The following is a 23,329-nucleotide window of genomic DNA, read 5'->3' as shown; positions in this document are numbered from 1 at the left end:
CGGAGCCCGCTTCGAACGCGGCCATCTCGTCGAGCGCCCCGAGGCTCACGCAGCCTAAACCACCTCAACCGACCCACAGGTATTGACTATTACTCCAACAGATGAAGAATGACGAACAGCCGGGCACAGGAAGGCCCCTCTGCGGGGGCCGACGACCGTGCCTGAAGCGACCATACGCGACTCGCTTCGTGTTTTTAGTTTGAGGGAAAGCCCCAAAGAACCAGAAGCCGACGAGACGCCGCGAGACAGATCTGAAGAATGAGTGGCTCTGACCTGCTCAGACACTGGGGTTGCCTGGAGTTGTTCAGCCGGACCAAGGCATCAACTACTGCTGCATTGAGGCACAGTTGGCGCCTACCGCGGGAGTGCTCCCACCTTGCCTTCCCCGTGCGATCGGCGCCAGCGCTCGGGGGAAGACGAGACAGCGCAAAAGAATGAGCTCCTCAAGGCCACGCCAACGGATACCAGGATGCCGACTGCTCAGGCCCGGGCGACGGCCGGGCCGAGCCGCTCTGGATCCCTACAGGCCCGCTCACAACCCCAGCTGCGCTCACGCCGCCGTCGCGGCTGCAGCGAGCCACACCGCGGCAAAGCCGCATGACGCAACTGCCCTCACCCGGCGGGTGGCTTGGGCCAACACCAGCCCCTAATGCACCTGCCCGGACCCGGCCTGGCAGCAACCGCGGTCTGTTCCGGCCGTGCAGCAAGCACGGCCGGAACAGACCGCCAACTGACCAACACCGGCGCGCCCCAGTGGTCCGCACCCGGCCAGGCACTCCCTGTCGGACCGGCTCCCTTGCACCAGCGTTCCCCTGACCAGCCACTCGGGGCCCAGCTGATGAATCCGATGCAGCCGGCTCGTGCTTACAGCAACACACGCCCGCCCGGTACAGCAGGACTATCGACGAGATATCTCTCCGTCCTGCACCTCATCAACACCGTGGACCGGCGCTGAGGTCCGGCCTCTCGAAAGCGACACTAAATGCACAGTTGCAATTTATAGAATCTCTCGGATGTACGGTGTCACTGCATTCGGAATATGGTCCGAGCAGATGTGACCCGCTGCGAAGAGCTCAGCACGAGCAGCAGTGTGCTGCCGGTGAAAGAGGAAAGTCGGGCCGGATACGAGCGCAACGGGGTGCATGGGCGGGTTCACGGTGTCCGCCGCAGCGGAGTGATGTCGGGGACGCGGCTGCTGATCGAGGGGCGGGCGGCTTCCGGGGTGGCCAGCAGGGCGACGATGGTGATCGGCTGGTCGCAGTACGGGCAGTTGCGGGTCGCGGTGGGCTCCAACGGGTCCCGGACTCCCGGTTGTTGACGGGGTGCGGGCCGGGCGGTGGGCAGTTCGCCCACCGGTCGCGGAGATCGCGGGCTTTCGCCCAGGCGGCGGGCCCGGTCGTCGTCCCGGGCCTGGCCCCGGCGCCGGTCGGCATCCTTGCGGCAGGCGGGAGAGCATAGGACGGGCCGTCGATGCCGGCGACCGCGGCCCGGTGCAGGAGCCGGTCGAGCATCGCGGCCGCGACCGTGGCATCCCCGAAGGCCCCGGCCCAGTCGGCGATACCGACATTGGTCGTCAAGATCGTGGACGACTTCAGATACCTCCCGCACTGTCTGCCCGGCGCCGCGGGGCGCCCGGCGGTGGCGGGCGATGACCGCCCGGCCGGCGGTGGCGATGCTGAGATGGTCCTCACCCAGCCGCCGCGGATGAACTGCTGCAACTCCCCGTGCGTGGCGTGCCGTCGGAGGCCGGGGTCCCGCGCCGTAGGGTCAGCCCATTTCCTCGAGCGTCCTGCCCTTGGTCTCCTTCACGAACTTCAGGACGAAGGGGATGGAGAGCGCGGCAAAGGCCGTGTAGATCACGTACGTGCCGGAGAGGTTCCAGTCGGACAGCGACGGGAAGCTCGCCGTGATGGCCCAGTTGGCGATCCACTGCGCGGAGGCGGCGACACCGAGCGCTGCGGCGCGGATCCGGCTGGGGAATATCTCGCCGAGCATAACCCAGACGACCACACCCCAGGATAGGGCGAAGAAGAGGACGAAGCCGTGGGCGGCGATCAGTGCGACCCAGCCCTGCGCTGAGGGGAGTTCGCCGCCGGCCGAGCGGGCGGAGAACGCCCACGCCTCCAGCGCCAGGGCAATGGCCATGCCGACCGACCCGACCACGGCCAGCGGCCTACGCCCGATCCGGTCGACGAGGAGCATGGCGATCACCGTGCCGACGATGTTAGTGATCGACGTCGTGAACGAGTAGAAGAATGAGTCCGCTGGGTTGACGCCGACCGACTGCCACAGCGTGGAGGAGTAGTAGAACGCGACGTTGATGCCGACGAACTGCTGGAAGACCGACAGGCCGATGCCGATCCAGACGATCGGCCTGAAGAAGAAGCTGGCGCCGAGCAGATCCGTGAAGGCCGGCCTCTCCTCGCCTCGCACGGCCGACTCGATCTCGGCGACGCGGGCGTCGACGTCGATCCTGGCACCCTCGACCTCTGCGAGGACGCGGCGGGCCTTCGCGTGGCGGCCCACGGAGATCAGGAAGCGGGGGGACTCGGGTATCGCGAAGGAGAGCAGACCGTAAAGGACAGCCGGGACGACCATCACGCCGAGCATGGCCTGCCAGGCCTCCACGCCCATCAGCTCGCCGCGCTGGTCGCCGCCCACTGCGTTCAGCAGACCCCAGTTGACCAGCTGGGAGACCGCAATGCCGATGACGATCGCCGCCTGCTGGAAGGAGCCGAGCCGGCCGCGGTAGGCCGGCGGGGAGACCTCGGCGATGTAGGCCGGGCCGATCACAGAGGCCATGCCGATGGCTATGCCGCCGATGACCCGCCACATCGCCAGGTCCCACAGTGCGAAGGGTAGGGCCGAGCCGACGGCGCTGATGGTGAACAGGACGGCGGCGATCTGCATGCAGCGGATGCGGCCGATGCGGTCGGCGAGCCTGCCCGCGGTCGCGGCGCCGATCGCACAGCCGATCAGGGCGATCGCGATGACCTGGGCCAGTACGGCGGAGCCGATGTCGTAGCGGTCCCGGATCGCTTCGACAGCTCCGTTGATCACGGAACTATCGTAGCCAAACAGGAAGCCACCCATCGCGGCCGCGGCCGCGATGGAGACGACATGAGCGAGCGGGGGACGATGGGCTGCTTGGGTCCGTTGCGGGGGTGTCTCGGCGGTGCTGGTCACATGAACTCCTTGTGCCACTGGTAGGGGAGAGCGGTGTCTCATCCTGAAGACCGGCGGGGCAAGGACGGTGTGACGCTGTTGTGACGTCGTCCGGTCAACTCCCGCTGTCCGGCAGTTCAGGCGGGTCCGCCAGGAAGTCCTCGGACGGGGTGAAGAACAGGGTCCCCGTGACGGCGGTGGAGAAGTCCAGGATGCGGTCGTGCGCAGCCGTGTCCGTGCCCAGGAACATGCGCTCCAGCATCGTCTCGGTCACCCGGGGGTCGCGCGCGTATCCGATGAAGTACGTACCGAACTCCTCGGTGCCCACCGTCCCGAACGGCATGTTGTCGCGGAGGATCTGCCGCTCGGTGCCGTCAGCATCGGTCACGGTGGTGAGGGCGACGTGTGAGTCGGCCGGTTTCACGTCGTCCGCCAGTTCCACGTCGGAGAGTTTGCGCCGGCCGATCACCCGCTCTTGGGCTTCCACGGGTAGGGCTTCCCAGGCGTCAAGGTCGTGGAGGTACTTCTGCACTATCACGTAACTGCCGCCGGCGAAGCGTGGGTCCTCCTCCCCCACCAGCACGGCGGCCTGTGCCCGGGCACCTGTGGGGTTCTCGGTGCCGTCGACGAAGCCGAGGAGGTCGCGTTCGTCGAAGTACTGGAAGCCGTGCACTTCGTCCCGCACCGTGACCGCTCCGCGCAGCCGAGTCATGATCTCGGTGGCGAGGGCGAAGCACAAATCCTGGCGCGCGGCGCGTATGTGGAAGAGCAGGTCGCCGGGGGTGGAGACCGCTCGGTGCCGTGGGCTGCGCAATTCTTGGAAGGGGTGCAGGCGCGCCGGGCGTTCGCCGGTGAACAGGCGGTCCCAGGCGTGGGACCCGATGCCGGTCACACAGCTCAGCAGACCGTCCGGGTGGGCGCGGAACCCCACGGCACGTTCCAGGGAGCCGAGGTCCGGCAGGAGGTCGCGGACGGTACGTTCGCCGCCGTGATCGATCGTGACCACCAGGAAGATCGCCGCACTGGTCAGAGGGGAAGAGATCGTCTGAGGCACGAAGTCAGTCCCCGGTCCTCAGTGCCGCGGGCACCGGCGGTTCGGCCTCCTGGACCTCCAACCGGCAGATGGAGATCTCGTGGCGGCGTCCGGTGGAGACCTTGCTCCAGCCGTCCAGGACGCGCCGGCGCCGCCCCGCGCTCCCGCTCAGGTGCGGTCCGCCGGCCGTGGCGACCGCGTGGAGTTCGGCCGCCGGTTCCCGGTGCCGCTCGCCCGGGACGTGCGGTTCCAGGGCGAAGCGGCGCGGGGGCCGTCCGCCGTTGGGACCGGAGATGTCCGACGGCATTGGTCCGGCGGCGCGTTCGCGCAACGCACCGAGCAGCTCGATGTCCAGTGTCGTCATCCGTGGCTCTCTTCCTGCGAGGGTGGGTTCCGGGTGAGCGGGGTCAGGAGCTGACCTCGGGGGCGGGGCGGCCGGCGAGCCACTCCCGGTAACTGGTCTGCGCGACGAAGGCGCCGGGGCCCGGCAGGAGGTCCACGGTGCGCGGGCGGGCGCCGAGGAAGGAGCCGTGGGCGTGTGTGTGGACAGGCCGGCGGTCCGCGTCCGTCGCGAGGGCGATCCCGACGAACCGGTCCAGCCCGAGCTGTTCGGGGCCGGCGATCTCGCGCGCTCCGCCGAGGGGCCGGGACACCGCGATGTGTGCCAGGTACATCGCCACGTCCGTCAGGGACACCGGCTGCACGCGCAGCGGCGGAACCCGGACGGCGCCGTCCTCGGTGGCCGTGTCCGCGATGGCCTCGGCGGCCTCGAACAACTGGGTGCTGCGCAGGATGGAGCGGGGGATGCCGGAGCGTTCGATCATGGCTTCCCGGGCGCGCAGCGCGGTGAAGGCGCCGTCGTCGGGGACCCGGTCCACGCCGACCGCGGAGAGGCACACGTGGTGCCGCACCCCGGCGGCGATCGCGGCGCGCAGGAGGCCGCCGGCCGGGCCGACCTCCGTGGGGAACGTGCCGGTGGCCGGGGGCGGTTGATGGACGAGGTCGATCACCACCGCACAGCCGTGCAGGGCTTCGGCGACCTCCTCCGCGGTGAGCGCGTCGAACCCGGCGGGTGCCGAGACCATGCCCACCTCGTGTCCGTGGTCCCTGACCCACAGGGCCGTCTCGACGCCCATGAGTCCGCCGTCGTCGAAAACCACGACCTTCATCGTGCATCAACCTCCTCAACGCCTGGCTCGGTTGAGGGGTTTGACCGGTCCGGTGCCCGATGTGTGACACCCCCGGGGGGCGGAGGGCGGGGAGTATCGCCGGTTCGTCCGACACCGCCTCGGACAGCGAAGCCGAACACACGGAAGCCGGTTACAGCGGAGCCGAACGATCTCTTCGGTGCCTGCTATGCGGTGGGGGAAGACGCGGTCGCGTTCGTTGGCGTACATGTCGTCGGCGGCCTCGGGGATAAGTCCGGCGTCCAGCATGACGTTGGTGCGGGTGGGGCCGGGGGTGACGGCGTTGACACGGGCTCCTTCCTCCGCCAGTTCCAGTGCCCAGCTGCGGGGCAGCTGTTCGACGGCGGCCTTGGTGGCCGCGTGGTGCGCGCCGCCCTCCATGGGGCCGGTGCCCGTGCGTACTGGAGAGATAGGCGACGGTGCCGGAGGTCTCGCGCAGGTGTGGTACGGCGGTGTGGGCGAGAAAACGCGCACTGGCGCACCCGCCTCGGCGAAGGCGAAGGCCACGGCCACGGCCACGGCCCGGTCGATGCCGGAACCGGCTCCGGTCTCGACGGCCACGTGGCCGCGACGGGCCGTGCGGAAAAGCCTGCGGGCAACACATGTTTCTACTGTCGTCACTGGTACGCACACTCACTATGGTGTGTTCCCGCTCACCCGTCAGACATTGCACAGTGCGACATGTTCGACGGCTCGTCACGCGGCGGGGCGAGCACCTTCACCAGGCCGTCCAGGTCGCCGGTGTGGGCGGCCGTCCGGAACGCCGCGGCAAGGCGGCGGTGCGACTCGACGGGCACCGGGCGCTCCCGGCCGGACTCCAGGCGGGCCTGTGCCCGGTGCACCACCACGCGCGCGTTCGGGGCGCTGATCCGCAGCAGGGACGCGAGTTCGGCGTAGTCGTAGCCGAATCCCTTGCGCAGGACGTAGGCGGCCAACCGGTCCGGCGTCAGCCGCGCCATGAGCAGGGCCAAGGCCCCCTCGATCGCGGCGCTGCGCTCGATGCTCAGTACGGGGTCCGGAGCGGTCCGGTCGCCGAAGTCGGCCAACTGCGGCTCGACCGGAACCTCGTGACGGCGGCGGGCGGAGCGGACGACGTTGATGGCCAGCCGGGTGGTCGCCGTCACCAGGAAAGCGGTCGCGTTGTCGATCTCCGCGCGCTGGGTGAGCTGCCAGCGCAGCCACACCTCCTGGACCACGTCCTCGGCTCCGGTGACGTCGCCGAGAATGCGGTAGAAGCGTGTCCGCTCGGCCAGGAAGGTGTCGAGGGCGGCGTCCATGCTGTCGTCCCCTGCCGGTCGGGCGAGCACGGGTTCGGTCGTCGTGGTCTGCGAGCCGGTCACCGGCATGGGGAACTCCTCGTGGTGGAAGGGCCGCCCGTCCTGGGCGTGCCTCCACCCTCACCGCGGGACCCTCGCGCCCGCGCCCTTGGCTCCCTGTGGTGGAGTCCGTGGGCCCCCGGCGGATCTCTCCCCGAACCGGTGGGCTTCCGTGGGCCACCCCCCTGGGGACCCCGTGGCCGAGTCCGTGGACCTACTCATGACCCGCCGTCCGCCCCGGCCTGTGCCCGCTGTCGCATGAGGACGTTGATGTCGTGGGGCAAAGATCCCAAGAAGAACTGGACATCGGTGGCGGCGACGCGGGATCGCTGATCAGAACCGAGCCCACGGCGTTCGAGTGCGGCCATTCCAGAGTGAACCTGTCGCCGAGCCGATGCGGGACGTGTCGGCCGGCGCCGGGTCACGGCCGCGGCTCCGGTGAGGCGGGGCGGGTGCGTCCGGTTCAGTTCCTGGCGCGGCGCTGCGGGGCGGCCGGTGTCTCGGGCAGGTGGCGGGACGCCCAGCCTGCCAGCTCGCTGAGGATGGGCATCAGGGCCGTCCCGTCCGGGGTGAGCCGGTAGCGGACCATGACGGGCGGTCCGGGCTCGACCTCGCGCACGGTGAGTCCCGCGCCGGACAGCTCCGAGAGGCGCTCCGAGAGGACGGAGTCGCTGATGCCCTCCACCGCGCGCCGCAACTCGGCGTAGCCCAGGGGCCCGTGCTGCAACGTGGCCAGGATGACGCCGTTCCATCGCTTGCCGAGGAAGCCGAACGCCCTCGTCAGGGCCCCGTCGCAGGCTGCCGGATGGTGCTGCACGGCGGGGGCGTCGCTCGCGTCGGGCGATCGGGGGTCCGGTGCTTCCGTCATGTCCCCAGGATAGCCAAGGTGCTACGCTCCCCCTCTGTTTTTCGAAGTAGCATCGACATGCAAAGCTGCTTCGAATTTGCGATCAAGGAGAGTTCGATATGACCACCTCGGTCCCTCTTTCCCGCGTCGGCGCCGACGCCCGGGCCGCGCTCTTCACCGACGCGCGCACCACCTACTCCTTCGCCGACACACCGGTCGACGACGCGACGCTGACCGGCATCTGGGAACTGGCCCGCTGGGCCCCGACCGCCGCGAACCTGCAGCCCCTGCGCGTCCTGTACGTCCGCACGCCCGAGGGCAAGGAACGCCTGCTGCCGCACCTCGACGAGGGGAACCGGCCCAAGTCGGCCTCCGCGCCCGCCGTCGCGGTCCTGGCCGTGGACGACAGCTTCCACGCGCACATCCCGCACATCCTGCCGATCAAGCCCGAGCTGCGGGAGCACTTCGCCGCCGACCCCGCCCAGCGGGACAGCATCACGTCCTTCAACGGCCCCCTCCAAGCGGGCTACTTCATCCTGGCCGTCCGCGCCTGCGGCCTCGCCGCCGGCCCCATGGGCGGCTTCGACCCGGCGGGGATCGACAAGGAGTTCTTCCCCGACAACTCCTGGCACTCCGTGCTCGTCGTGAACATCGGCCACCCTGCGGGCCCTCCGGAGTTCGACCGCATGCCGCGCCTCGCGCACGAGGACGCCGTCGCCTGGGTCTGAGCCGACGGGCTCTTTCCTCTCCCCACGACCGGGCACGGCTGCCTTGTGTGACAGAGCGCCGAGGAGCAGGCGCACGTTGGTATCGCTCTCGGTGCCCGGCGTGGCGGTGCAGATGTGGCCCGGCCGCTCCCGGCCTCGCCAAGCGGGTCCAGGTTTGCCACGGCGACCAGTTCCCGGGCGATGTCGCAGGCACCCGCCTGATACTTGGCCTGGGCGGCGGCCAGGGTCCTGGCGTCGTGCCGTTCGGAGTCGGGGTCCAGTTCGCCGGCCCGGTGCAGGAAGGCAGCCACGGCGGCAAGTCCACCCCGCCGGTGGGCACGGCCGGCGGAACCCTCGAGTTCCGCGGCGACGGCTTCGACAGGCTCCGGGTCGGTGCTCGTCAGGTACCCTACCCGGCGTTCGGGATCGAGGCGCACATCGATCGGATCGGCCAACGCCCGGTGCACGCGCCGCCGTTCCTCAGAGTCCGCGGCGCGATGTGCCGCCGAGCTGACCAGCGAGTGCCGGAAGCGGGCCCAGATGCCGAGCACCAGGAGCCCCGATGCCTCCGCGTGGGTGAGGGCGGTGTCCACCGGCATGCCAAGGCGTTCAGCGGCCCGGCACAACGGGGAAACGTCGCCGACCGGATCGAGGGCGGCGATGGGCAGCAGGCGCTGTGCCTCGGTGGGGAGGGCCTGGATGCCCGCGGCTGAATCGAACCGCCGCTCCTCCCCCGCATTCCCCGGGGGCCGCGGCGCGGGGTCAGGGGCGGGTGGCTACGAGGAGTACGGTGCCCACGAAGGTCAGCAGGGTCAGGGCGGTCACGGCGACGAGTAGCCACCGTATCCACTGGAGGGAGCTGCGCCGTCGGGCCGAGTCTGCCTGGGCGATGCTGTCGGCGATGTGCTGTGTCACCGTCCCGGCGACGTACTTCTGCTCGTCGAGATACCACTCCTCGATGTCTCTCTTCTGCCGGTGGCTCAGCCCGTCCGACTGCGCGAGGAAGGCGGCCACGCGCAGCCGGGCCGCGCTGAGATGGGCCTCCTGGTACAGGTAGGCCTCCAGGTCGGCCAGCCCGCGAGCGGCCTGCTCCTCCGTACTCATGAATGCGCTCCCGAAGTAGGCGGCCAGGCGTCCGCGGCGGAGCCGGGCCGGCGAGGACGGCGCGGTACCACGGGCACCGCGCCTCAATGCACAGGCGGTTCAGCAGGTGGCGCGTACCGCCTCGTCGATCAGCCGAGCGACGTCACCCGGGCGGGACACAGCAACCGCGTGGGAGGCGTCGACGGTCACGACCGTGGCCTTCGCACGCCCGGCCATGAAGATCTGCACCTGAGCCGGGATGTTGCGGTCCTCGGTCGCCACCAGGACCCAGGACGGGATGTCCCGCCAGGCGGGGACGGACGCACCCTCGGTCAGCGCCGCGTCGGCCCCGGCCCCTGGGTGGCGGCCATGACCGCCACGGTCGCCTCGGGGACGTCAGCGGCGAACTGCGGAACCTGCTCGTGTCGATGTGCAGATCAGCGACGGTGCAGCGCCACGGTACGGCGAGGCCGGCGGGCCGATGGGGGTGATGCGCGGTTCGCGGCGCACGGGTTCGTCCTTGCACGTCCGCGACCGGTGCGCTCGGTGGAGCGGGTCGCGGCGACAGCGCGACGAGCCGTGTGGCGGGCGACAGTGCCCCGTCCGTGCGGCTTGTCCCGCATCGGGTGTCAGCGCACCGCGTGAGCGGCGTCCTCGATGACCTCGGTGACCTTCCCGGGCTTCGAGACGCTCACCGCGTGCGAGGACCGCACCTTCGAGGTGTGGGCGTGGGCCCGCTCGGCCATGAACTCCTGCGCCGCGGGCGGGATGTTGAGGTCCTGCGTGGCGACCAGGACCCAGGAGGGGATGGTCTTCCAGGCCGGTTCGGCCGAGGCCCCGGCCAGGGCGGCGTCGGTGATCGGTCGCTGGGTGACGGCCATCAGGTCCGTCGTGGCGCGGGGCACGTCCGCGGCGAACTGGTGATGGAACCTGGCGTTCTGGATGTACAGGTCACTGACCGGGGCGCCGTCGGCGTTCGTGGTCGGCACCGCACGCAGTGCGTCGCCGAGGGTGCTGCCCGGGAACTTGCCCGCCAGGTCGGCCGCGCTCTCACCCTTGTCCGGGAGGAAGGCCGCGAGGTAGACCAGCGCCTTGACGTTCTCGTTGCCGGTGGCGGCGTTGCTGATCACCGAGCCGCCGTACGAGTGCCCGGCCAGGACGATGGGCCCGTCGATGCCTGCCAGGACGTCCCTGAGGTAGGCGGAGTCGCCGCTCAGGGAGCGCAGCGGGTTGGCGACGGCGACCACCGGATAGTGGTCGTCACGCAGTCTGCGGATGACGTCGTTCCAGCTCGTGGAGTCGGCGAACGCGCCGTGGACGAGGACGACGGTGGGCTTGGGCGCCTCGGTGGCGGGGTCCTTGTCGGCGGCGGCCGACCCGGTCGCGGTGGCGAGCAGCCCGGCGAAGACGCTCGCGGTGGCGAGGGCGGTGAGTGCGGTCCGGGTCCGGCTGGTGCGGACGGTTCGGTTCATGTCGATGGCCTTTCGGGCGGAATCGGTGGTGGGTACCCCGCCCGTCTCCCGAGCGGGGCACGGATGGGAGACGGGCGGGAGTCGGTCGGTGGGGGGCGAGTCGGTCGGTGGGGGCGGAGGTCGGCTGGGGGGATCAGGGCCGGTGCCGGGCGGTGAGTTCCTGGTGCTCGGGCGGCGAGGGCTTGGGGATCTGGGTGCCCGGGCCGTAGAGGGCGCGGCTGAGCGCGACGCGCAGGTGCCGGGTGGCGGTCCGGGTCCGGGTCGGCGCGGGCTCGTCCGGGTCCGGGTCAGGCGCGGGCTCCAGCGGCCGGTACTGCTCGTGAGCGGTGAGGGTGTGCAGCCGGGCCGGGGCGAGGGGCTCGTGGACCTCGACATACTCGCCGTGCGGCAGGCGCTTGATGACGCCGGTCTCGCGGCCGTGCAACACCTTGTCGCGGTCGCGCCGCTGCAGGCCGAGCGCGAGGCGCTTGGTGATGCCGAAGGCCAGGACCGGGGCGACGAACAGGCCGACACGCACGGCCCAGGTCACGGAGTTGACGGAGACGTGCAGCCAGGTGGCGATGACGTCGTTGGCGGCTCCGACGAGTGCCACCGCGTAGACGCTGAGCCAGGCCACGCCCAGGGCGGTCCGTACGGGACGGTTGCGAGGGCGGTCGAGGAGGTGGTGGTCTCGGTCGTCGTCCGTGACCCAGGCCTCCAGGAACGGGTAGGCGCCCATCGCGAGGAAGAGGACCAGGCCGGCCAGCAGCGGCAGGAGGTTGTCCAGGGCCAGGGTGTGGCCCCACAGGTCGATCTCCCAGCCCGGCATGACGCGCAGCAGGCCGTCCGCGACGCCCATGTACCAGTCCGGCTGGGATCCGGCGGACACCTGGTCCGGGCGGAAGGGGCCGTAGTTCCACACGGGGTTGATCTGGGCCACGGCCGCCATGAAGAAGATCACGCCGGACACGAAGCAGAAGTAGCCGGCGGACTTCACGGCACGGACCGCGAACGGAAGGCCGACGACGTTGTTCTCGCTCCGGCCGGGGCCGGGGTACTGGGTGGGCCGGTGGCGCAGGGCCAGTACCGCGTAACCGACGAGCACCGCGATCATCAGCGCGGGGATGACCAGCGTGTGCAGGGTGTTGAAGCGGGCGATCAGATCCTCACCGGGGAACTCGCCGCCGAAGAGGAAGAACGAGAGGTAGGTGCCGACGACCGGGATCGACAACAGTGTGCCGTTGACCACTTGCAGGCCGGTTCCGGACAGCAGGTCGTCGGGCAGGTCGTAGCCGGTCAGACCGGCGAACATGACCAGGACGAGTAGCAGGAACCCCAGCACCCAGTTCAGCTCGCGCGGCTTGCGGAACGCTCCCGTGAAGAAGACCCGCAGCAGGTGCGCGAAGACCGCGGCGACGAAGACCAGTGCCGCCCAGTGGTGCGCCTGGCGGATGAGCAGGCCGCCTCGGACGTCGAAGGAGAGGCGCAGGGTCGAGTCGAAGGCCCGGGACACCAACTGTCCCCGCAGCGGCGCATATCCGCCCTGGTAGACGACGAGATCGGTGGAGGGGTGGAAGTAGAGGCTGAGGTAGACGCCTGTGATCAGCAGGACGACGAAACTGTAGAGCGCGATCTCGCCGAGCATGAACGACCAGTGGTCCGGGAAGACCAGGCGCCGGGCGGAGCGGGCCGTCCCGCGCAGGCCTGTCCGGCTCGCCACCCATGTGGCGAGCCGCTCTCCACCGCGCTCTCGCTCCGGTCCGGCCGGCCGGCTGTCGTTGCCCATCTCGTCACCATTCGTCGTGCGGCACGCTGTTCAGGTGCATTCATCAACTGCTGTCCCAATCAAGACCGGTGAGGACGCAAAGGTGTGACACTGGGGCGTCCGGGTGTCAGCGTGTGACGACGTTCTCCAGTTCCCTGCCCGCGACGAACCGGGCCAGCTGCCGTCGCACGAGCGCTTCGAGACGGGGCCAGAAGTCGGGGGTGAAAGCGCCGACGTGCGGGGTTACCAGGACGCCGGGCGCGGTCCAGAGCGGGTGGCCCGGCGGGAGCGGTTCGGGGTCGGTCACGTCGAGGGCGGCCCGCAGCCGTCCGCCGTCCACCTCCTTCAGCAGGGCGTCGGTGTCGACGACCGCGCCCCGGGACACGTTGACGAGCAGGGCGCCGTCCTTGACGCGGGACAGCAGTGCGGCATCGAAGAGCCCGCGGGTCGCCCCGGTCAGCGGGGTGCACAGCACGATCACGTCGGCGTCCGGGACAAGCCGGGGCAGCAGCGACACGGAGCGCACCGGCCCTTGGGGCGTGTCCCCGTCCGCGCGCCCGACGCGGGTGACGGCGCAGCCGAAGGGCGTCAGGAGCTCCTCCAGGGCGGAGCCGACGGCGCCGTGACCGACGATGAGCACGGACCGTCCGTGCAGGGTGAAGAAGGTCCGCGGGTCCCAGTCCTCCCGGTCCTGGGCACGGAGCGACTCCGGTATGCCGCGCAGGCTGGCGAGGATCAGCGTCAGGGCCAGTTCGGCCGTGCCGGCAGCCGCCACCCCCTTCGCGTTGCACAGGGTCACCTCACGGGGCAGCCGGTCCAGTGCCGCCCGCAGTTCGTCGGTTCCGGCGCTGAGCGCCTGCACCGCCCGCAGCCGGGTCATCCGGGCCAGCGGCCGGGCGATGACGCCGATGTCCTTGGTCAGTGGGGGCACGTAGAACTCGACCTCCGCCGGGTCCGTGGGAAAGGCCGAACGGCCGTCCCAGCGGGCGTAGTCAAGGCCCGGGGGCAGATCGGCGAGGCGGCCGAACTGCGCGGGCAGCCATACCTGGGGGGATCGCGCGGTCATGACGACGAACTCCGCTCTCACGACATTTTCCGGAGCTCCGGTCCGGTCTCGGAACGTCCCGAAAGGTCGCCGGACGGAGCCGGACCATTGACTGCGCACCGTGTGCTTCTGTGACAACGGTCCGCCCTGCGGTCGTCTGTCCTCGCTGTCACACGCTCTGCCCATACGTTGTCATGTCGGGCATGCACACTATCCTCAGCGGACCGTCCGGTCTCCGACGGGAACACGACTCCTACGCGGTCACCGCGGAGTTCTACGACATCTTGCAGGCCGACGAGGACGAGGCGCGGGTCCGCCGGCTCTACGCACGCCAGATCGCCGACGCCCGCACCGGCGTGCTGGACGTCGGGGCCGGTACCGGGCGGGTGACGATGCTGGCCCTCGCCGACTCCGGGGCCGACGTGCACGCCGTCGAACCGGCCCGGGCCATGCGCACGTCGCTGCTGACCCGGCTCGCCGCCCTGCCCTCCGAGCAGCGGGACCGGGTCACCGTGCACCCGCACCCCCTGGACGAGACCGCGCTGGACGCGGTCGCGGACGTGGCCGTCTGCCACAACATGGTGGGCTGCCTGCCACCCGGTGTACGCGAGAAGTTGTGGCCCGCGCTCGGCAGGGCCCTCACCCCCGGCGGCTCGCTGTTCGTGCAGTTGCCGCCGGCCCGGCTCCCGGCCCGCACCGTCGTGCGTCGGCTCGCGGACAAGCGGGTCGGCGAGCACGTCTACGGCGGGCGCATGACGATGTCGGCCGCCGGCTACCGCATCCGGACCCGCGCCGACTACTGGGTCAGGGACGCCGACGACGTGCTGCGGGAACACACCGAGACGTTCTGGATGTGGCCCGCGACGCGCGCCCGGCTGACCGACGAACTGGCCGCGCACGGGTTCGCCCCGCTTCCGGGGTACGAGGAGTCGGAGCTGCTGGCCGTGACGCTGCACGGCCGCCGGTGAGGCGCCGCACCGCAAGGGCCCCTCGGGTGCCGCACGGTCACCACCCGGCCCGTCGCGCTCGGTCATCCGAACTCTTCAGCCGGTGCGCGCGACCAGCTTCGCCGCGTGCACCGCGCGGGTGACGCGGATCGCCCACCGACGGCTGCTGGAGGTGTTCCTCACCGCGGCCCGCACGGGCGATCTGCCGGTCCTGGAGGAGATCCCGGCCGCCGGCGTCGTCAGCTACTCGGACGGCGGCGGCATCCGCAGCGGGTCCCGGAGGCCCGGGGTCGAGCGAACCCACGTCTCGCGCTACCTCGTGACCTTCGCCCCGTACTTCTGGCCGGGGACGGACATCCGGTGAGTCGAGGCGAACGGGCTGATGACGGTGCTGATCTCCTGCGGGGCACAGCCCGCCGCCTGCTCTGCCGCGACCTCCCCGGAGGGGGCGTCGAGCGGGTCATGGGGGTCATAAACCCGACCACACCGGCCCCGTACGTGGCTTCGTTGCGGGACTGACCAGCTGCGGCGTCCGCCTCACCTTCAGTTCGGCGTCACAGGAAGCGCCGGTTCCCGGTCATCCAGTAGTCCGGCCCGTACCGCACAGCGGACGCCTCACCACGACGCCCCCGGAGCCATACAGTGACCGATCCGATCCAACTGCCCGACCTGTCCACCGGAAAGGACTTCAGCGGCGACGCGTTCTCGCCCCTCTACACGACGACGGTGACCGTCGACGGCGGTGCGGTCGCGCACGGGCGGGCCTCCGGCCGGGCCCGGTCGTCCGACGGCGCTCTGGACCTGGACCTGCGGATGCCCGCGGAGCTGGGCGGCCCCGGTACGGGGACCAATCCCGAGCAACTGTTCGCTGCCGGTTTCGCGGCCTGCTTCCACGGCGCGCTGAGCCTCCTGGCGCGGCAGGAGGCCCTCGATCCCGCCGCCGTCTCCGTCCTGGCGACCGTGGCGTTCGGACGTGATCCCGAGGACGGCGGCTATCTGCTCCACGTCGACCTGGTGGTGCGGTGGCCCGGCGTGCCACGCGAGACGGCCACCCGCTTGATGAAGCGGGCCGACGCGCTGTGTCCGTACGCACGCATGGCCTGGCGGGGCACGCCGACCACCATCACCCTCGCTCCCTGACCGGTCAGAGCGGGAACCACGGGTCCACGTCGGCGGCCTCCTCCCCGCGGACGGCGAACCCGGCGATCTCCTTCTTGCGCAGGTGCTGCGGCGGCAGTGCCGCGACAACGGGATGGTCGCCCTGCGCTGGGTGCGGTCCACTCCGCTGCGCCGAATCCCCCTCGAAGAACTCCTCGTTGACGGCCCGGTAGTGCGCCCAGTGCCGCGGCAGCTCGTCCTCCGGGAAGATGGCCTCCACCGGGCACACGGGCTCGCAGGCGTGGCAGTCCACGCATTCGTCGGGGTGGATGTACAGCGTGCGCACGCCCTCGTAGATGCAGTCCACGGGGCATTCGGCCAGGCACGCTCGGTCCTTGATGTCGACACAGGGCTGCGCGATGACGTAGGTCATCCCCTTGCTCCTCTCCGGGCTTCCGGCTCATTCAAGTGACCGACGACACGGCAAAGGTGTGACACCTGCATACGGACGGTGCCTCGCGTCGGCACCCGGGTCACAAATCGTCGACCAGGCGGGTCACTTGACCGCGACTCACCCGCAGCCACAGAAGTGACCGTGGCCAGGACCGAACAACGTCTTGCCACCCCGGTGTTGGTGATCGGCACCGGGGGCCGGCCTGCGGGCGCCGATCGAGCCGGCCGAGGACAGCGTCGACGTGGTCGCCCTCGGCATCGACCACCTGGAGCGGTACGGGATGGCCTTCGCCCGGGAGGACGACGGCCGGATCTCGGCACGCCCAACGGCGGCGTCTGCCTCGTCGTCTCGCACCTGCCACGCCACACGATCATGGCGCGGCTCCCCGCAGCGCCACCGGCGTGGCCGAGGCCCGCGCCGGCGAACTACTCGCCGCCGACGGGCCGCAGAACGTCCGTGCCCTGCAACGTGTCGTCCGCAACACCATGACCGAGCACGCGGGCGTGATCCGTGACGAGGAGAGCGGGCGCGCGGATCTGACGGAGCTGGACCTCCTCGCGAAGCGCATGGAGAACGTCGGCGTCCAACCGGACATCGCCGGCTACCAGGACCTCGCCTGAAGTGTGCGGTGAACGGCGCGCTCACGCGGCCTCTCGCGCCGGTGTCTCCACCGTCGGCCGGTGCATCGCCCGCAGACGCATGGCGCGGCGCTCGCCTTCCGTCGTACCACCCCAGATGCCCTCGACCGGGTCCGCGTCCACGGCCCACGAGAGGCACTGCTCCGCCACCGGGAAGCGGCGGCAGACGGCTTTCGCCTCGTCGATCTGGAGGACTGTCCGACCACTTCTGATGTCGCCCGTCGGGAAGAAGAGATCCGGGTCCTCGCCTAGGCACAGGCCCCCGTCGCGCCAATCCATGAACACCTCCTGCACGCGCGTGGCGGAGCGCCACCGCCTCACTGGGAAGGACCGGAGGATCGGCACACGTGTGACATCGGCGCCGGGCCGGAGTGGGCCGCTGATTTCCGGCACGGAGGGCGCGGCGTGTCTGCAACGAAGCGTCTGCCTGCCCGGTCACCTGGAGCGGAAGTGCCCCCCGCGCGGGTCCGCACCCCGCCTCCGTCGCGTACTGGCAACAGGAAACGCAGACCGACGGGCATGTACCCAGAGACGCTTCCCGTGGAAGGCGACCAACGTGGCGCGGTCGGCCCGGGTCCGCCGGGAGATTCGCATCGGTCCATGGCTGCCCGAGCCCATCGACACCACGGACGACCCGCAGGCCGGCGCCGAATAGGCGGAAGCGCCGGAACTCGCCCTGGTGCTGGTGCTGGTGCTGGTGCTGGAGAAGCTTACGCCGACTCAGCGCGCCGCCTACGTGATCGTGAGCCAGGCCTGTTGACCTCCTGCCCCCGGCTCTGGCCGACCGTCGAGGCCACGCCCCAAGGCATCCATTAGGTGATGTGGGTCTTCGCCCCGGCCCGGAGCGCCTGCCTCCTGCGCTCCCGCTCACAGTCGCGCGGAACTGCCCTCAGCCTTTTCTGGCGGCTCGTCACATATGTTGCGGAGCAGGGCTGTTCCAGGAACACAGCCACCGATGTGCTTCACATGCCGACTCCCCTCCCACACCGCAGCGTCCCACGGAGCGTCCCCCGCTGCCCCGGCCGCACCGGGAAGTGGGAGAGACGCTGACATCTCCACAACGAAACACACTGTTGGACCGAACCTCGGCACCCCGACCCACTCAGTGGCAATACAATGTGACGTGTGAATAAGCCGCCCCTGAGGGCCACTTGCCCCGGGCCGCTGTTCACCCTCACGTTCCGAAGGGAATCATCATGCGTACTTCAGCACGCGTCGCGGTCGCCGGAGCCTGTCTCATGGGGCTCTCGCTCGCCACGACGACCGCCCAGGCCACCCCCGGCGGCCCCGGCGTCAGCGGCCGGGTCCTGGCCCAGCGGACCGTCGGTGACACCGACTACATCCTCCGCGAGATCACCATCCCGCCCGGCCAGGCGACCGGGTGGCACTACCACGACGGCACCCTGTACGCCTTCGTCAAGCAGGGCACGCTCAGCCACTTCGACGCCTCCTGCGCCTCCGACGGCGTGTACGAGAAAGGCAGCTTCCTGAAGGAGCCGTCGGGCGCGGACCACGTGCACATCGGCGAGAACCGGGGGGCCACGGACATCGTCCTGGATGTCCTCTACGTCCTGCCGCACGGCGCCCCCTTCTCCCAGGACGCGCCCTCCCCAGGCTGCGAACTGCCGTGACACGACGGCCGTACGGCGGCTGTCACAGCTCCCGCCACTGCCCGGTCAATGCGGTACCGACGGCTCGTGGCGGTCCATGCCCGGGCTCCGCGGCGACCAAGGAGGAGCATGGCAGGGACATTCGTCAGTCGCGCCCGGGCGACCACCGGTCCCCCGGAGCCCGTCCACCGGACTTCCGAAGCGGGCCGAGGAGGGACACGAGGATGACGCGAGACGCCGACCGTCGGACCGATCCCGCCGCCGTCACCGTCTCGCTCGCCGCGGAGGCCGCCGTCCTGGAAAGACGGCTCGGGGTGATCCTGGAGGCGATCGACGAGGTGGACGCCCGGATCCACGCGGTGTCCGAGAAGATCAGACGGCTGCCCGCAGACGGCGAGCACGCGGCGCCGCCGGTGGACGAAGGGCACGCCACGGGGCTCGCTCCGTCCCCGACCCGCCGTCTCTGACGGCCCGATCAACGGTGTGTTCTGCGTGGGACCGCCCACTCAGTTCTCGGCCGACGGGGCCGCTGCCTGGCACGTTCGCCGACATCCCCCGGTGCCGCGCCGAGTCGCGGGTCGGGACATCGAGCGGTCCCGCCAGGACATAGGGTTGGAGACGAGAGGAACCCATGGGCCGGCGCTCGACACTCTTCAGACCCTCATGCCCGGCGCCGGCCCGGCGGCCACCCCATCACCGCGGGGCCCCGCCCTCATGCGCATCCCGTCGCCGACGAAGCCGGAGGCCGGCCGCACGTCGCGGCAACCGCCGAAGCCGCCGCAGAGCCCCCGGCCACGACAGGCCGGAGCGACAAGGCGGGCGACGGCGTCACTACGTACGGCAAGCTCACGGAACTGATCCTGTCGTATCTTCGCGCAGGCCGGGGACACCGCGATCCGCGCCCGCGACGTCGCGTCGGCGCTGGGACGCGACACCGACAGCGGCAGCATCAACGCCGTCCGCGGCACGCTCGACCGTCTCGTCGGCGCCTCGCGCGTCCAGCGGGCCGCCGGCCGCGGACTGTACCGTTCCCTCACGCCGTGAGCCGGTCTCCGGGCTGTGCGGGCTCCTCTCCCCGGCGCGGTTCGCCACGGGAGACGAATGCCTCCCTCGGGTGCTGCACCGACGCCAGCGACACGATGTCGCGGCCGTAGAGAAGGGCCGTGGCCCATACCGCGAACACACGCGTTTTGCGTTCCCAGCTCGGTATGGCCAGAACGTGGTAGCCACGGTGCATCAGCCAGGCCGGGAACCCCTTGATGACCAGGCGCCGGTACTGGAAGATGCCGCGGCCGAGCCCGAGTGTGGCCACCACACCGAGACTGCGGTGCACATAGTCCTTGGCCGGACGGCCGCGCAACGACGCCAGGATGTTCTTCGTCAGCCGCTTGCCCTGGCGGACGGCGTGCTGGGCGTTGGGCACGGTGTGCGCGTCCGGCCTCCCGGCCGCGAGATCGGGCACCGAGGCGTCGTCTCCCGCCGCCCAGACGTCGGGCACCACCTCGGTGCCCGTGGTGACCCGCAGATCCGCCCGTACGGTGAGCAGGCCCCGCTCGTCGACGGGCAGGTCGCTGTGGTTGTGCACGATCGGGTTGGCGGCGTTGCCGGCCGTCCACACCAGCAGGCCCGAGTCGTACTCGGTGCCGTCCGACAGCCGCACCCGGCCGTCCTCGGCGGACACCAGCTGGGTGTTCAGGTGCACCCGCGCCCCCCGTTTCTCCAGTGAACGCACCACCCAGGCACCCGGCCGGTCCGTGACCTCGGGCAGGATGCGGTCCCGTGCCTCGACCAGGTGGAAGGCCGGTTCGTCCGCGCCGATCTCCGGGTACTGCTTGAGCAACGCGGTTGCCAGGGCCAGCAGTTCACCAAATCCCTCCACTCCGGAGAATCCGCCACCGACGACGGTGACGGTGAGCAGCTTGCTGCGTTCGGGCCCGCGCGGCAGGCCGGCCGCACGGTCGAAGGAGGTGAGGAGGCGGTCGCGGATCGCCACCGCCTCCTCGACATGCTTGAGTCCGTACGCCTGATCGCTCAGCCCCGGGATCGGGAAGGTCCGGGTGACCGCCCCCGCCGTCACCACCAGCACGTCGTAGTGCAGGTCGAGGGACGGCCCGGACTCCGGACGGACCGTGACCGTGCGCGCGCTGTGACGGATCTCCGTCACCGAGCCCGCCACCAGACGCGTGCGGCGCAAGTGACGGCGGAGCGAGACCGCCGCGTGACGGGCCTCCACCGAACCGGCCACGACCTCGGGCAGGAAGGGCTGGTACGTCATGTACGGGCGGGGGTCGACAATGGTGACGCGCGCCTCGCCCGGCCGCAGCCTCTTCTCCAGACCCCACGCGGTGTAGAAGCCCGCGTACCCGCCGCCCACGATCAAGATCTCACGCACGGTGTCCTCCGTTCCTCTCGGTGCTCACCCTCTAGACCGGTCGACGACAGTCGGTGTGACACAGTGGTCGGATCACGCGCCAAGGCCCAACGCTTCCCCTGCGCGTGCCTCTGCATGCGCATGCCTCTGCACCCACATGTCGGTTTCGTTGGTGGGGAGTTGTCCACGCGCCGAATCCAGCGCTGCCTTCCGTGGCCGGCGAACGCGATTAGTCCGCAGCCCGTCACACGGTGCTCCGTAGCTGTCACAACGTGCATCGCGGTGCGGTCAATCATGTGAGCACGGATGAGTACCAGCGGTGACTCATACCGGAAAACATGCATCTCATTCACCAGTTTGGAGTCGGCATGCTGTCCGAACGGTCCGCGCAGATCGTCCGCACCACGCTCCCCGCCGTGGCGGCCTCCCTCGGCAGCATCACGGAGCTGTTCTACCGCCGCATGTTCGAGGAACAGCCGGAGCTGCTGCGCGACTTGTTCAACCGGGCGAACCAGGCCAGCGGCAACCAGCGCGAAGCGCTCGCCGGTGCCGTCGCCGCCTTCGCGACCGCGCTCGTGGAACACCCCGACGAGCGCCCCGACGCCGTACTGGTCCGCATCACGAACAAGCACGCCTCGCTCGGCATCACCTCCGACCAGTACACGCTGGTCGCCCGTCACCTCCTCGGGGCCGTGGCCGAGGTCCTCGGCGACGCCGTGCCCCCGGAGGTGGCCGCCGCCTGGGACGAGGTCTACTGGCTCATGGCCAACGCTCTCATCGCCATGGAGGCCCGCCTGTACGCGCAAGCGCGGGTCGAGGACGGCGCGGTCTGGCAGACCATGGAGGTGGCCGAGCGCCATGAGGAGACGCCGGACGCGGTCTCCCTCGTCCTGCGTCGCGCCGACGGGGCGCCGACCGGTCCGTTCGTCCCCGGCCAGTACGTCAGCGTTCGAGTCGAACTGCCCGACGGAGCCCACCAGATACGGCAGTACAGCCTCTCCTCGGCGCCCGGCCTCAAGACCTGGCGCATCACCGTCAAGCGGGAGTACTCGGCCGACGGCCGGGTGCCGGAGGGCGAGGTCTCCTCCTGGCTGCACGCCCACGCCCGGCCCGGCGCCACGCTCCAGGTCTCGCTCCCCTTCGGCGACCTCCTGCTCGCCGAGGGCGACGGCCCGTTGCTGCTCGCCGGCCGGCATCGGCGTCACCCCCATGCTGGCGATGCTGGACCACCTGGCCGCCACGTCGCCCCATCGGCCCGTGACCGTCGTGCACGCGGACCGCTCCCCCGTCGACCACGCCCACCGGCTCGAACTCGTCGAACTGGTCGGCCGGCTCCCGCACGCCTCCCTGCACGTCTGGTACGAGGACATCGACCACCCCGACGCCGTCGCGGACCACGTCAACGAGGGCCTGGCCGACATCGCCCGCCTCTCCCCCGCGCCCGACGCCACGGCGTTCCTGTGCGGACCGCTGGCCTTCATGAAGGCCGTCCGCTCCGACCTCCTCGCCCACGGGCTGAGTCCCCAGTCCGTCCACTACGAGGTGTTCGGCCCCGACCTCTGGCTCAGCAAGTAGTCACCCGCCGTGCGGCGGACACCGGAAGGAACCCCACCAGTGAGCGAGAAGGTGTGCTCGCGGCCGCAGCCGGATGCCGCGCACGGACCTCAGGGAACACCCCGGCCACAGCAGCGCCCGGCCGCGGCGCCGTCGGGGCACGACCCCGCCGGGGCGCTACGCGCCGACGCGGAACGCAACCGCGAACGCATCCTGGCGGCGGCCCGCCGGCTCCTGTCCCGTGAGGGGCTCGGCGTCCCGATGACCGCCATCGCACGCGAGGCCGGCGTCGGCAACGCCACGCTGTTCCGCCGGTTCGGCATGAGGGAGCAGCTCATCGACGCCGCTTTCACGGACCGTGTGGAGGCCCACCACAGCCTGGTGACGGTCTGCTCTGACGATCCGGACCCCTGGCAGGGCTTCGCCGACTACGTCCGCGGTCTGTCCGCCCTGCAGGCCGCGGATCCGACCTTCGTGGAGGTCCTGACCATGACCTTTCCCGGTGGCGCCGTCGAGACCCGACGCGCCGAAGCGGCCCGCGGCGCGCTCAGGATCATCTCCCGGGCCAGGGAGGCCGGTTATCTGCGCCAGGACTTCGACGACCGCGACCTCACCCTGATGCTGCTGGCCAACTCCGGGACCCTGCGCGCGAGCGGCGCCACGGCTGCCAAGGCCTCGCACCGCCTGGTGGCGCAACTGCTGCGCGCCTACGCCACCGCCGACGCTCGGTCGAACCGGTGCCGGAGGCTCCGCAGCGCACGGAGCTCTACCACGCCATGATCAGGGTCATCCGGTCCCGGCCCGCCTGACGGACCGACATGGCCGCCCCCGCGGCGAGGACGGTGAGCCGTCCCGCCGCGGGGGCCGTCGTACCGGACCGTCGTCGTCCTCACCGCCTGCCAGCGCTGCTCCAACTCGGCCGCCTACCTCCTCGAGCACGGTTTCCCGCCGACCTCCTCATACCTTGAGTTTCGCGGTTTTGGCGGGCCTGATGTGATCATGCTGCGTGGGTGAGTCCTGCTTGGGCCCAGGCTTGCTGGACGGTCCGGATTTCGGCG

At 70.6% G+C, this 23,329-nt stretch carries 22 protein-coding genes and 7 pseudogenes; 12 read left to right on the top strand and 17 right to left on the bottom strand.

The window, feature by feature from the left end:
* Positions 1–1,152 precede the first annotated feature (1,152 nt).
* From ACZ3TS_RS39895 to ACZ3TS_RS39855, 9 genes and pseudogenes are all read right to left on the bottom strand, one after another.
* Positions 1,153–1,293 (bottom strand): hypothetical protein, encoded by a 141-nt coding sequence (locus ACZ3TS_RS39895; protein ID WP_467627346.1) that lies wholly within the window; start codon positions 1,291–1,293, stop codon positions 1,153–1,155.
* Between the two features lie 167 nt (positions 1,294–1,460).
* Positions 1,461–1,691: pseudogene (locus ACZ3TS_RS39890) on the bottom strand (ATP-binding protein); the annotation flags it as partial.
* 76 nt (positions 1,692–1,767) lie between these two features.
* Positions 1,768–3,186, bottom strand: coding sequence for a sugar porter family MFS transporter (locus tag ACZ3TS_RS39885; protein WP_467627342.1), 1,419 nt, complete (start codon positions 3,184–3,186; stop codon positions 1,768–1,770).
* Between the two features lie 94 nt (positions 3,187–3,280).
* Positions 3,281–4,219: a Dyp-type peroxidase gene (locus ACZ3TS_RS39880; RefSeq protein ID WP_467627340.1), complete on the bottom strand. Its 939-nt coding sequence runs from the start codon at positions 4,217–4,219 to the stop codon at positions 3,281–3,283.
* A 4-nt stretch (positions 4,220–4,223) separates the two neighbouring features.
* Positions 4,224–4,562 carry a hypothetical protein gene (locus tag ACZ3TS_RS39875; RefSeq protein WP_467627338.1) on the bottom strand — a complete coding sequence of 113 codons (339 nt, stop codon included), beginning with the start codon at positions 4,560–4,562 and terminating at the stop codon, positions 4,224–4,226.
* A 43-nt stretch (positions 4,563–4,605) separates the two neighbouring features.
* On the bottom strand, positions 4,606–5,367 hold the full coding sequence (locus tag ACZ3TS_RS39870; protein ID WP_467627335.1) for an SDR family oxidoreductase: 762 nt from the start codon (positions 5,365–5,367) through the stop codon (positions 4,606–4,608).
* Between the two features lie 15 nt (positions 5,368–5,382).
* On the bottom strand, positions 5,383–5,766 hold the full coding sequence (locus tag ACZ3TS_RS39865) for an SDR family oxidoreductase (RefSeq protein WP_467627344.1): 384 nt from the start codon (positions 5,764–5,766) through the stop codon (positions 5,383–5,385).
* 272 nt (positions 5,767–6,038) lie between these two features.
* On the bottom strand, positions 6,039–6,731 hold the full coding sequence (locus ACZ3TS_RS39860) for a sigma factor (RefSeq protein ID WP_467627333.1): 693 nt from the start codon (positions 6,729–6,731) through the stop codon (positions 6,039–6,041).
* Between the two features lie 433 nt (positions 6,732–7,164).
* Positions 7,165–7,569: a winged helix-turn-helix transcriptional regulator gene (locus ACZ3TS_RS39855; RefSeq protein WP_467627330.1), complete on the bottom strand. Its 405-nt coding sequence runs from the start codon at positions 7,567–7,569 to the stop codon at positions 7,165–7,167.
* 98 nt (positions 7,570–7,667) lie between these two features.
* Here ACZ3TS_RS39855 and ACZ3TS_RS39850 point away from each other — a divergent pair, with 98 nt between their 5' ends.
* Together ACZ3TS_RS39850 and ACZ3TS_RS39845 are read left to right on the top strand one after the other, a co-directional pair.
* A complete protein-coding gene (locus ACZ3TS_RS39850) occupies positions 7,668–8,276 on the top strand; it encodes a malonic semialdehyde reductase (RefSeq protein ID WP_467627328.1) in 609 nt (202 codons plus the stop codon).
* Positions 8,277–8,512: 236 nt separating this feature from the next.
* A complete protein-coding gene (locus ACZ3TS_RS39845; protein WP_467627326.1) occupies positions 8,513–8,968 on the top strand; it encodes a hypothetical protein in 456 nt (151 codons plus the stop codon).
* A 49-nt stretch (positions 8,969–9,017) separates the two neighbouring features.
* Here ACZ3TS_RS39845 and ACZ3TS_RS39840 read toward each other — a convergent pair whose 3' ends face one another.
* The 5 genes and pseudogenes from ACZ3TS_RS39840 to ACZ3TS_RS39820 form a co-directional block, all read right to left on the bottom strand.
* Positions 9,018–9,359 carry a hypothetical protein gene (locus tag ACZ3TS_RS39840; protein ID WP_467627324.1) on the bottom strand — a complete coding sequence of 114 codons (342 nt, stop codon included), beginning with the start codon at positions 9,357–9,359 and terminating at the stop codon, positions 9,018–9,020.
* A 99-nt stretch (positions 9,360–9,458) separates the two neighbouring features.
* Positions 9,459–9,783 (bottom strand): annotated as a pseudogene (locus ACZ3TS_RS39835) (alpha/beta fold hydrolase); the annotation flags it as partial.
* A gap of 184 nt (positions 9,784–9,967) precedes the next feature.
* Complete coding sequence (locus ACZ3TS_RS39830; RefSeq protein WP_467627322.1) at positions 9,968–10,810, bottom strand: alpha/beta fold hydrolase; 843 nt, start codon at positions 10,808–10,810, stop codon at positions 9,968–9,970.
* Between the two features lie 133 nt (positions 10,811–10,943).
* The gene (qcrB, locus tag ACZ3TS_RS39825; protein WP_467627319.1) at positions 10,944–12,575 is read right to left on the bottom strand and encodes a cytochrome bc1 complex cytochrome b subunit; all 1,632 of its coding nucleotides are present in this window, start codon (positions 12,573–12,575) and stop codon (positions 10,944–10,946) included.
* A gap of 106 nt (positions 12,576–12,681) precedes the next feature.
* Entirely contained in the window at positions 12,682–13,620 is a 939-nt protein-coding gene (locus ACZ3TS_RS39820; protein ID WP_467627317.1) for a 2-hydroxyacid dehydrogenase, read from the bottom strand.
* Positions 13,621–13,802: 182 nt separating this feature from the next.
* Here ACZ3TS_RS39820 and ACZ3TS_RS39815 point away from each other — a divergent pair, with 182 nt between their 5' ends.
* From ACZ3TS_RS39815 to ACZ3TS_RS39805, 3 genes are all read left to right on the top strand, one after another.
* On the top strand, positions 13,803–14,567 hold the full coding sequence (locus ACZ3TS_RS39815) for a class I SAM-dependent methyltransferase (protein WP_467627315.1): 765 nt from the start codon (positions 13,803–13,805) through the stop codon (positions 14,565–14,567).
* Between the two features lie 82 nt (positions 14,568–14,649).
* Positions 14,650–14,910, top strand: coding sequence for a hypothetical protein (locus tag ACZ3TS_RS39810; RefSeq protein WP_467627312.1), 261 nt, complete (start codon positions 14,650–14,652; stop codon positions 14,908–14,910).
* Positions 14,911–15,188: 278 nt separating this feature from the next.
* Positions 15,189–15,686 carry an Ohr family peroxiredoxin gene (locus ACZ3TS_RS39805; protein WP_467627310.1) on the top strand — a complete coding sequence of 166 codons (498 nt, stop codon included), beginning with the start codon at positions 15,189–15,191 and terminating at the stop codon, positions 15,684–15,686.
* An 85-nt stretch (positions 15,687–15,771) separates the two neighbouring features.
* Here the strand turns inward: ACZ3TS_RS39805 and fdxA are convergent.
* Positions 15,772–16,077, bottom strand: a pseudogene (gene fdxA, locus ACZ3TS_RS39800) (ferredoxin); the annotation flags it as partial.
* A gap of 398 nt (positions 16,078–16,475) precedes the next feature.
* Between fdxA and ACZ3TS_RS39795 the strand changes: the two are divergent.
* Positions 16,476–16,715 (top strand): annotated as a pseudogene (locus ACZ3TS_RS39795) (succinate dehydrogenase); the annotation flags it as partial.
* 24 nt (positions 16,716–16,739) lie between these two features.
* Here the strand turns inward: ACZ3TS_RS39795 and ACZ3TS_RS39790 are convergent.
* Positions 16,740–17,015: a WhiB family transcriptional regulator gene (locus ACZ3TS_RS39790; protein ID WP_467627308.1), complete on the bottom strand. Its 276-nt coding sequence runs from the start codon at positions 17,013–17,015 to the stop codon at positions 16,740–16,742.
* Between the two features lie 268 nt (positions 17,016–17,283).
* Between ACZ3TS_RS39790 and ACZ3TS_RS39785 the strand changes: the two are divergent.
* The 4 genes and pseudogenes from ACZ3TS_RS39785 to ACZ3TS_RS39770 form a co-directional block, all read left to right on the top strand.
* Positions 17,284–17,478 (top strand): annotated as a pseudogene (locus tag ACZ3TS_RS39785) (hypothetical protein); the annotation flags it as partial.
* Positions 17,479–17,932: 454 nt separating this feature from the next.
* Positions 17,933–18,367: a cupin domain-containing protein gene (locus ACZ3TS_RS39780; RefSeq protein WP_467627306.1), complete on the top strand. Its 435-nt coding sequence runs from the start codon at positions 17,933–17,935 to the stop codon at positions 18,365–18,367.
* Between the two features lie 203 nt (positions 18,368–18,570).
* Entirely contained in the window at positions 18,571–18,813 is a 243-nt protein-coding gene (locus ACZ3TS_RS39775; RefSeq protein WP_467627304.1) for a hypothetical protein, read from the top strand.
* A 363-nt stretch (positions 18,814–19,176) separates the two neighbouring features.
* Positions 19,177–19,390 (top strand): annotated as a pseudogene (locus ACZ3TS_RS39770) (hypothetical protein); the annotation flags it as partial.
* On the opposite strand, the gene ACZ3TS_RS39765 reads toward ACZ3TS_RS39770, so the two are convergent.
* Positions 19,380–20,738 (bottom strand): NAD(P)/FAD-dependent oxidoreductase, encoded by a 1,359-nt coding sequence (locus tag ACZ3TS_RS39765; RefSeq protein ID WP_467627301.1) that lies wholly within the window; start codon positions 20,736–20,738, stop codon positions 19,380–19,382. The pseudogene ACZ3TS_RS39770 and the gene ACZ3TS_RS39765 overlap by 11 nt on opposite strands.
* 347 nt (positions 20,739–21,085) lie before the next feature.
* Between ACZ3TS_RS39765 and ACZ3TS_RS39760 the strand changes: the two are divergent.
* Together ACZ3TS_RS39760 and ACZ3TS_RS39755 are read left to right on the top strand one after the other, a co-directional pair.
* Positions 21,086–22,292 (top strand): annotated as a pseudogene (locus ACZ3TS_RS39760) (globin domain-containing protein).
* 39 nt (positions 22,293–22,331) lie between these two features.
* The gene (locus tag ACZ3TS_RS39755) at positions 22,332–23,051 is read left to right on the top strand and encodes a TetR/AcrR family transcriptional regulator (RefSeq protein WP_467627299.1); all 720 of its coding nucleotides are present in this window, start codon (positions 22,332–22,334) and stop codon (positions 23,049–23,051) included.
* Positions 23,052–23,329: the final 278 nt, after the last annotated feature.

This window comes from Streptomyces sp. NPDC022910, from assembly GCF_055561075.1.
The sequence above is the reverse complement of the archived record's forward strand: the minus strand, read 5'-3'. Positions and strand labels throughout refer to the sequence as shown.

Bases quoted from the DNA above. Each gene is read 5' to 3' on its own strand.
- ACZ3TS_RS39870 (WP_467627335.1), bottom strand. From the start codon at position 5,367: ATGAAGGTCGTGGTTTTCGACGACGGCGGACTCATGGGCGTCGAGACG.
- ACZ3TS_RS39780 (WP_467627306.1), top strand. From the start codon at position 17,933: ATGCGTACTTCAGCACGCGTCGCGGTCGCCGGAGCCTGTCTCATGGGG.
- ACZ3TS_RS39830 (WP_467627322.1), bottom strand. From the start codon at position 10,810: ATGAACCGAACCGTCCGCACCAGCCGGACCCGGACCGCACTCACCGCC.
- ACZ3TS_RS39840 (WP_467627324.1), bottom strand. From the start codon at position 9,359: ATGAGTACGGAGGAGCAGGCCGCTCGCGGGCTGGCCGACCTGGAGGCC.
- ACZ3TS_RS39790 (WP_467627308.1), bottom strand. From the start codon at position 17,015: ATGGATTGGCGCGACGGGGGCCTGTGCCTAGGCGAGGACCCGGATCTC.
- ACZ3TS_RS39815 (WP_467627315.1), top strand. From the start codon at position 13,803: ATGCACACTATCCTCAGCGGACCGTCCGGTCTCCGACGGGAACACGAC.
- ACZ3TS_RS39855 (WP_467627330.1), bottom strand. From the start codon at position 7,569: ATGACGGAAGCACCGGACCCCCGATCGCCCGACGCGAGCGACGCCCCC.
- ACZ3TS_RS39875 (WP_467627338.1), bottom strand. From the start codon at position 4,562: ATGACGACACTGGACATCGAGCTGCTCGGTGCGTTGCGCGAACGCGCC.
- ACZ3TS_RS39865 (WP_467627344.1), bottom strand. From the start codon at position 5,766: ATGGAGGGCGGCGCGCACCACGCGGCCACCAAGGCCGCCGTCGAACAG.
- ACZ3TS_RS39860 (WP_467627333.1), bottom strand. From the start codon at position 6,731: ATGCCGGTGACCGGCTCGCAGACCACGACGACCGAACCCGTGCTCGCC.
- ACZ3TS_RS39850 (WP_467627328.1), top strand. From the start codon at position 7,668: ATGACCACCTCGGTCCCTCTTTCCCGCGTCGGCGCCGACGCCCGGGCC.
- ACZ3TS_RS39820 (WP_467627317.1), bottom strand. From the start codon at position 13,620: ATGACCGCGCGATCCCCCCAGGTATGGCTGCCCGCGCAGTTCGGCCGC.
- qcrB (WP_467627319.1), bottom strand. From the start codon at position 12,575: ATGGGCAACGACAGCCGGCCGGCCGGACCGGAGCGAGAGCGCGGTGGA.
- ACZ3TS_RS39775 (WP_467627304.1), top strand. From the start codon at position 18,571: ATGACGCGAGACGCCGACCGTCGGACCGATCCCGCCGCCGTCACCGTC.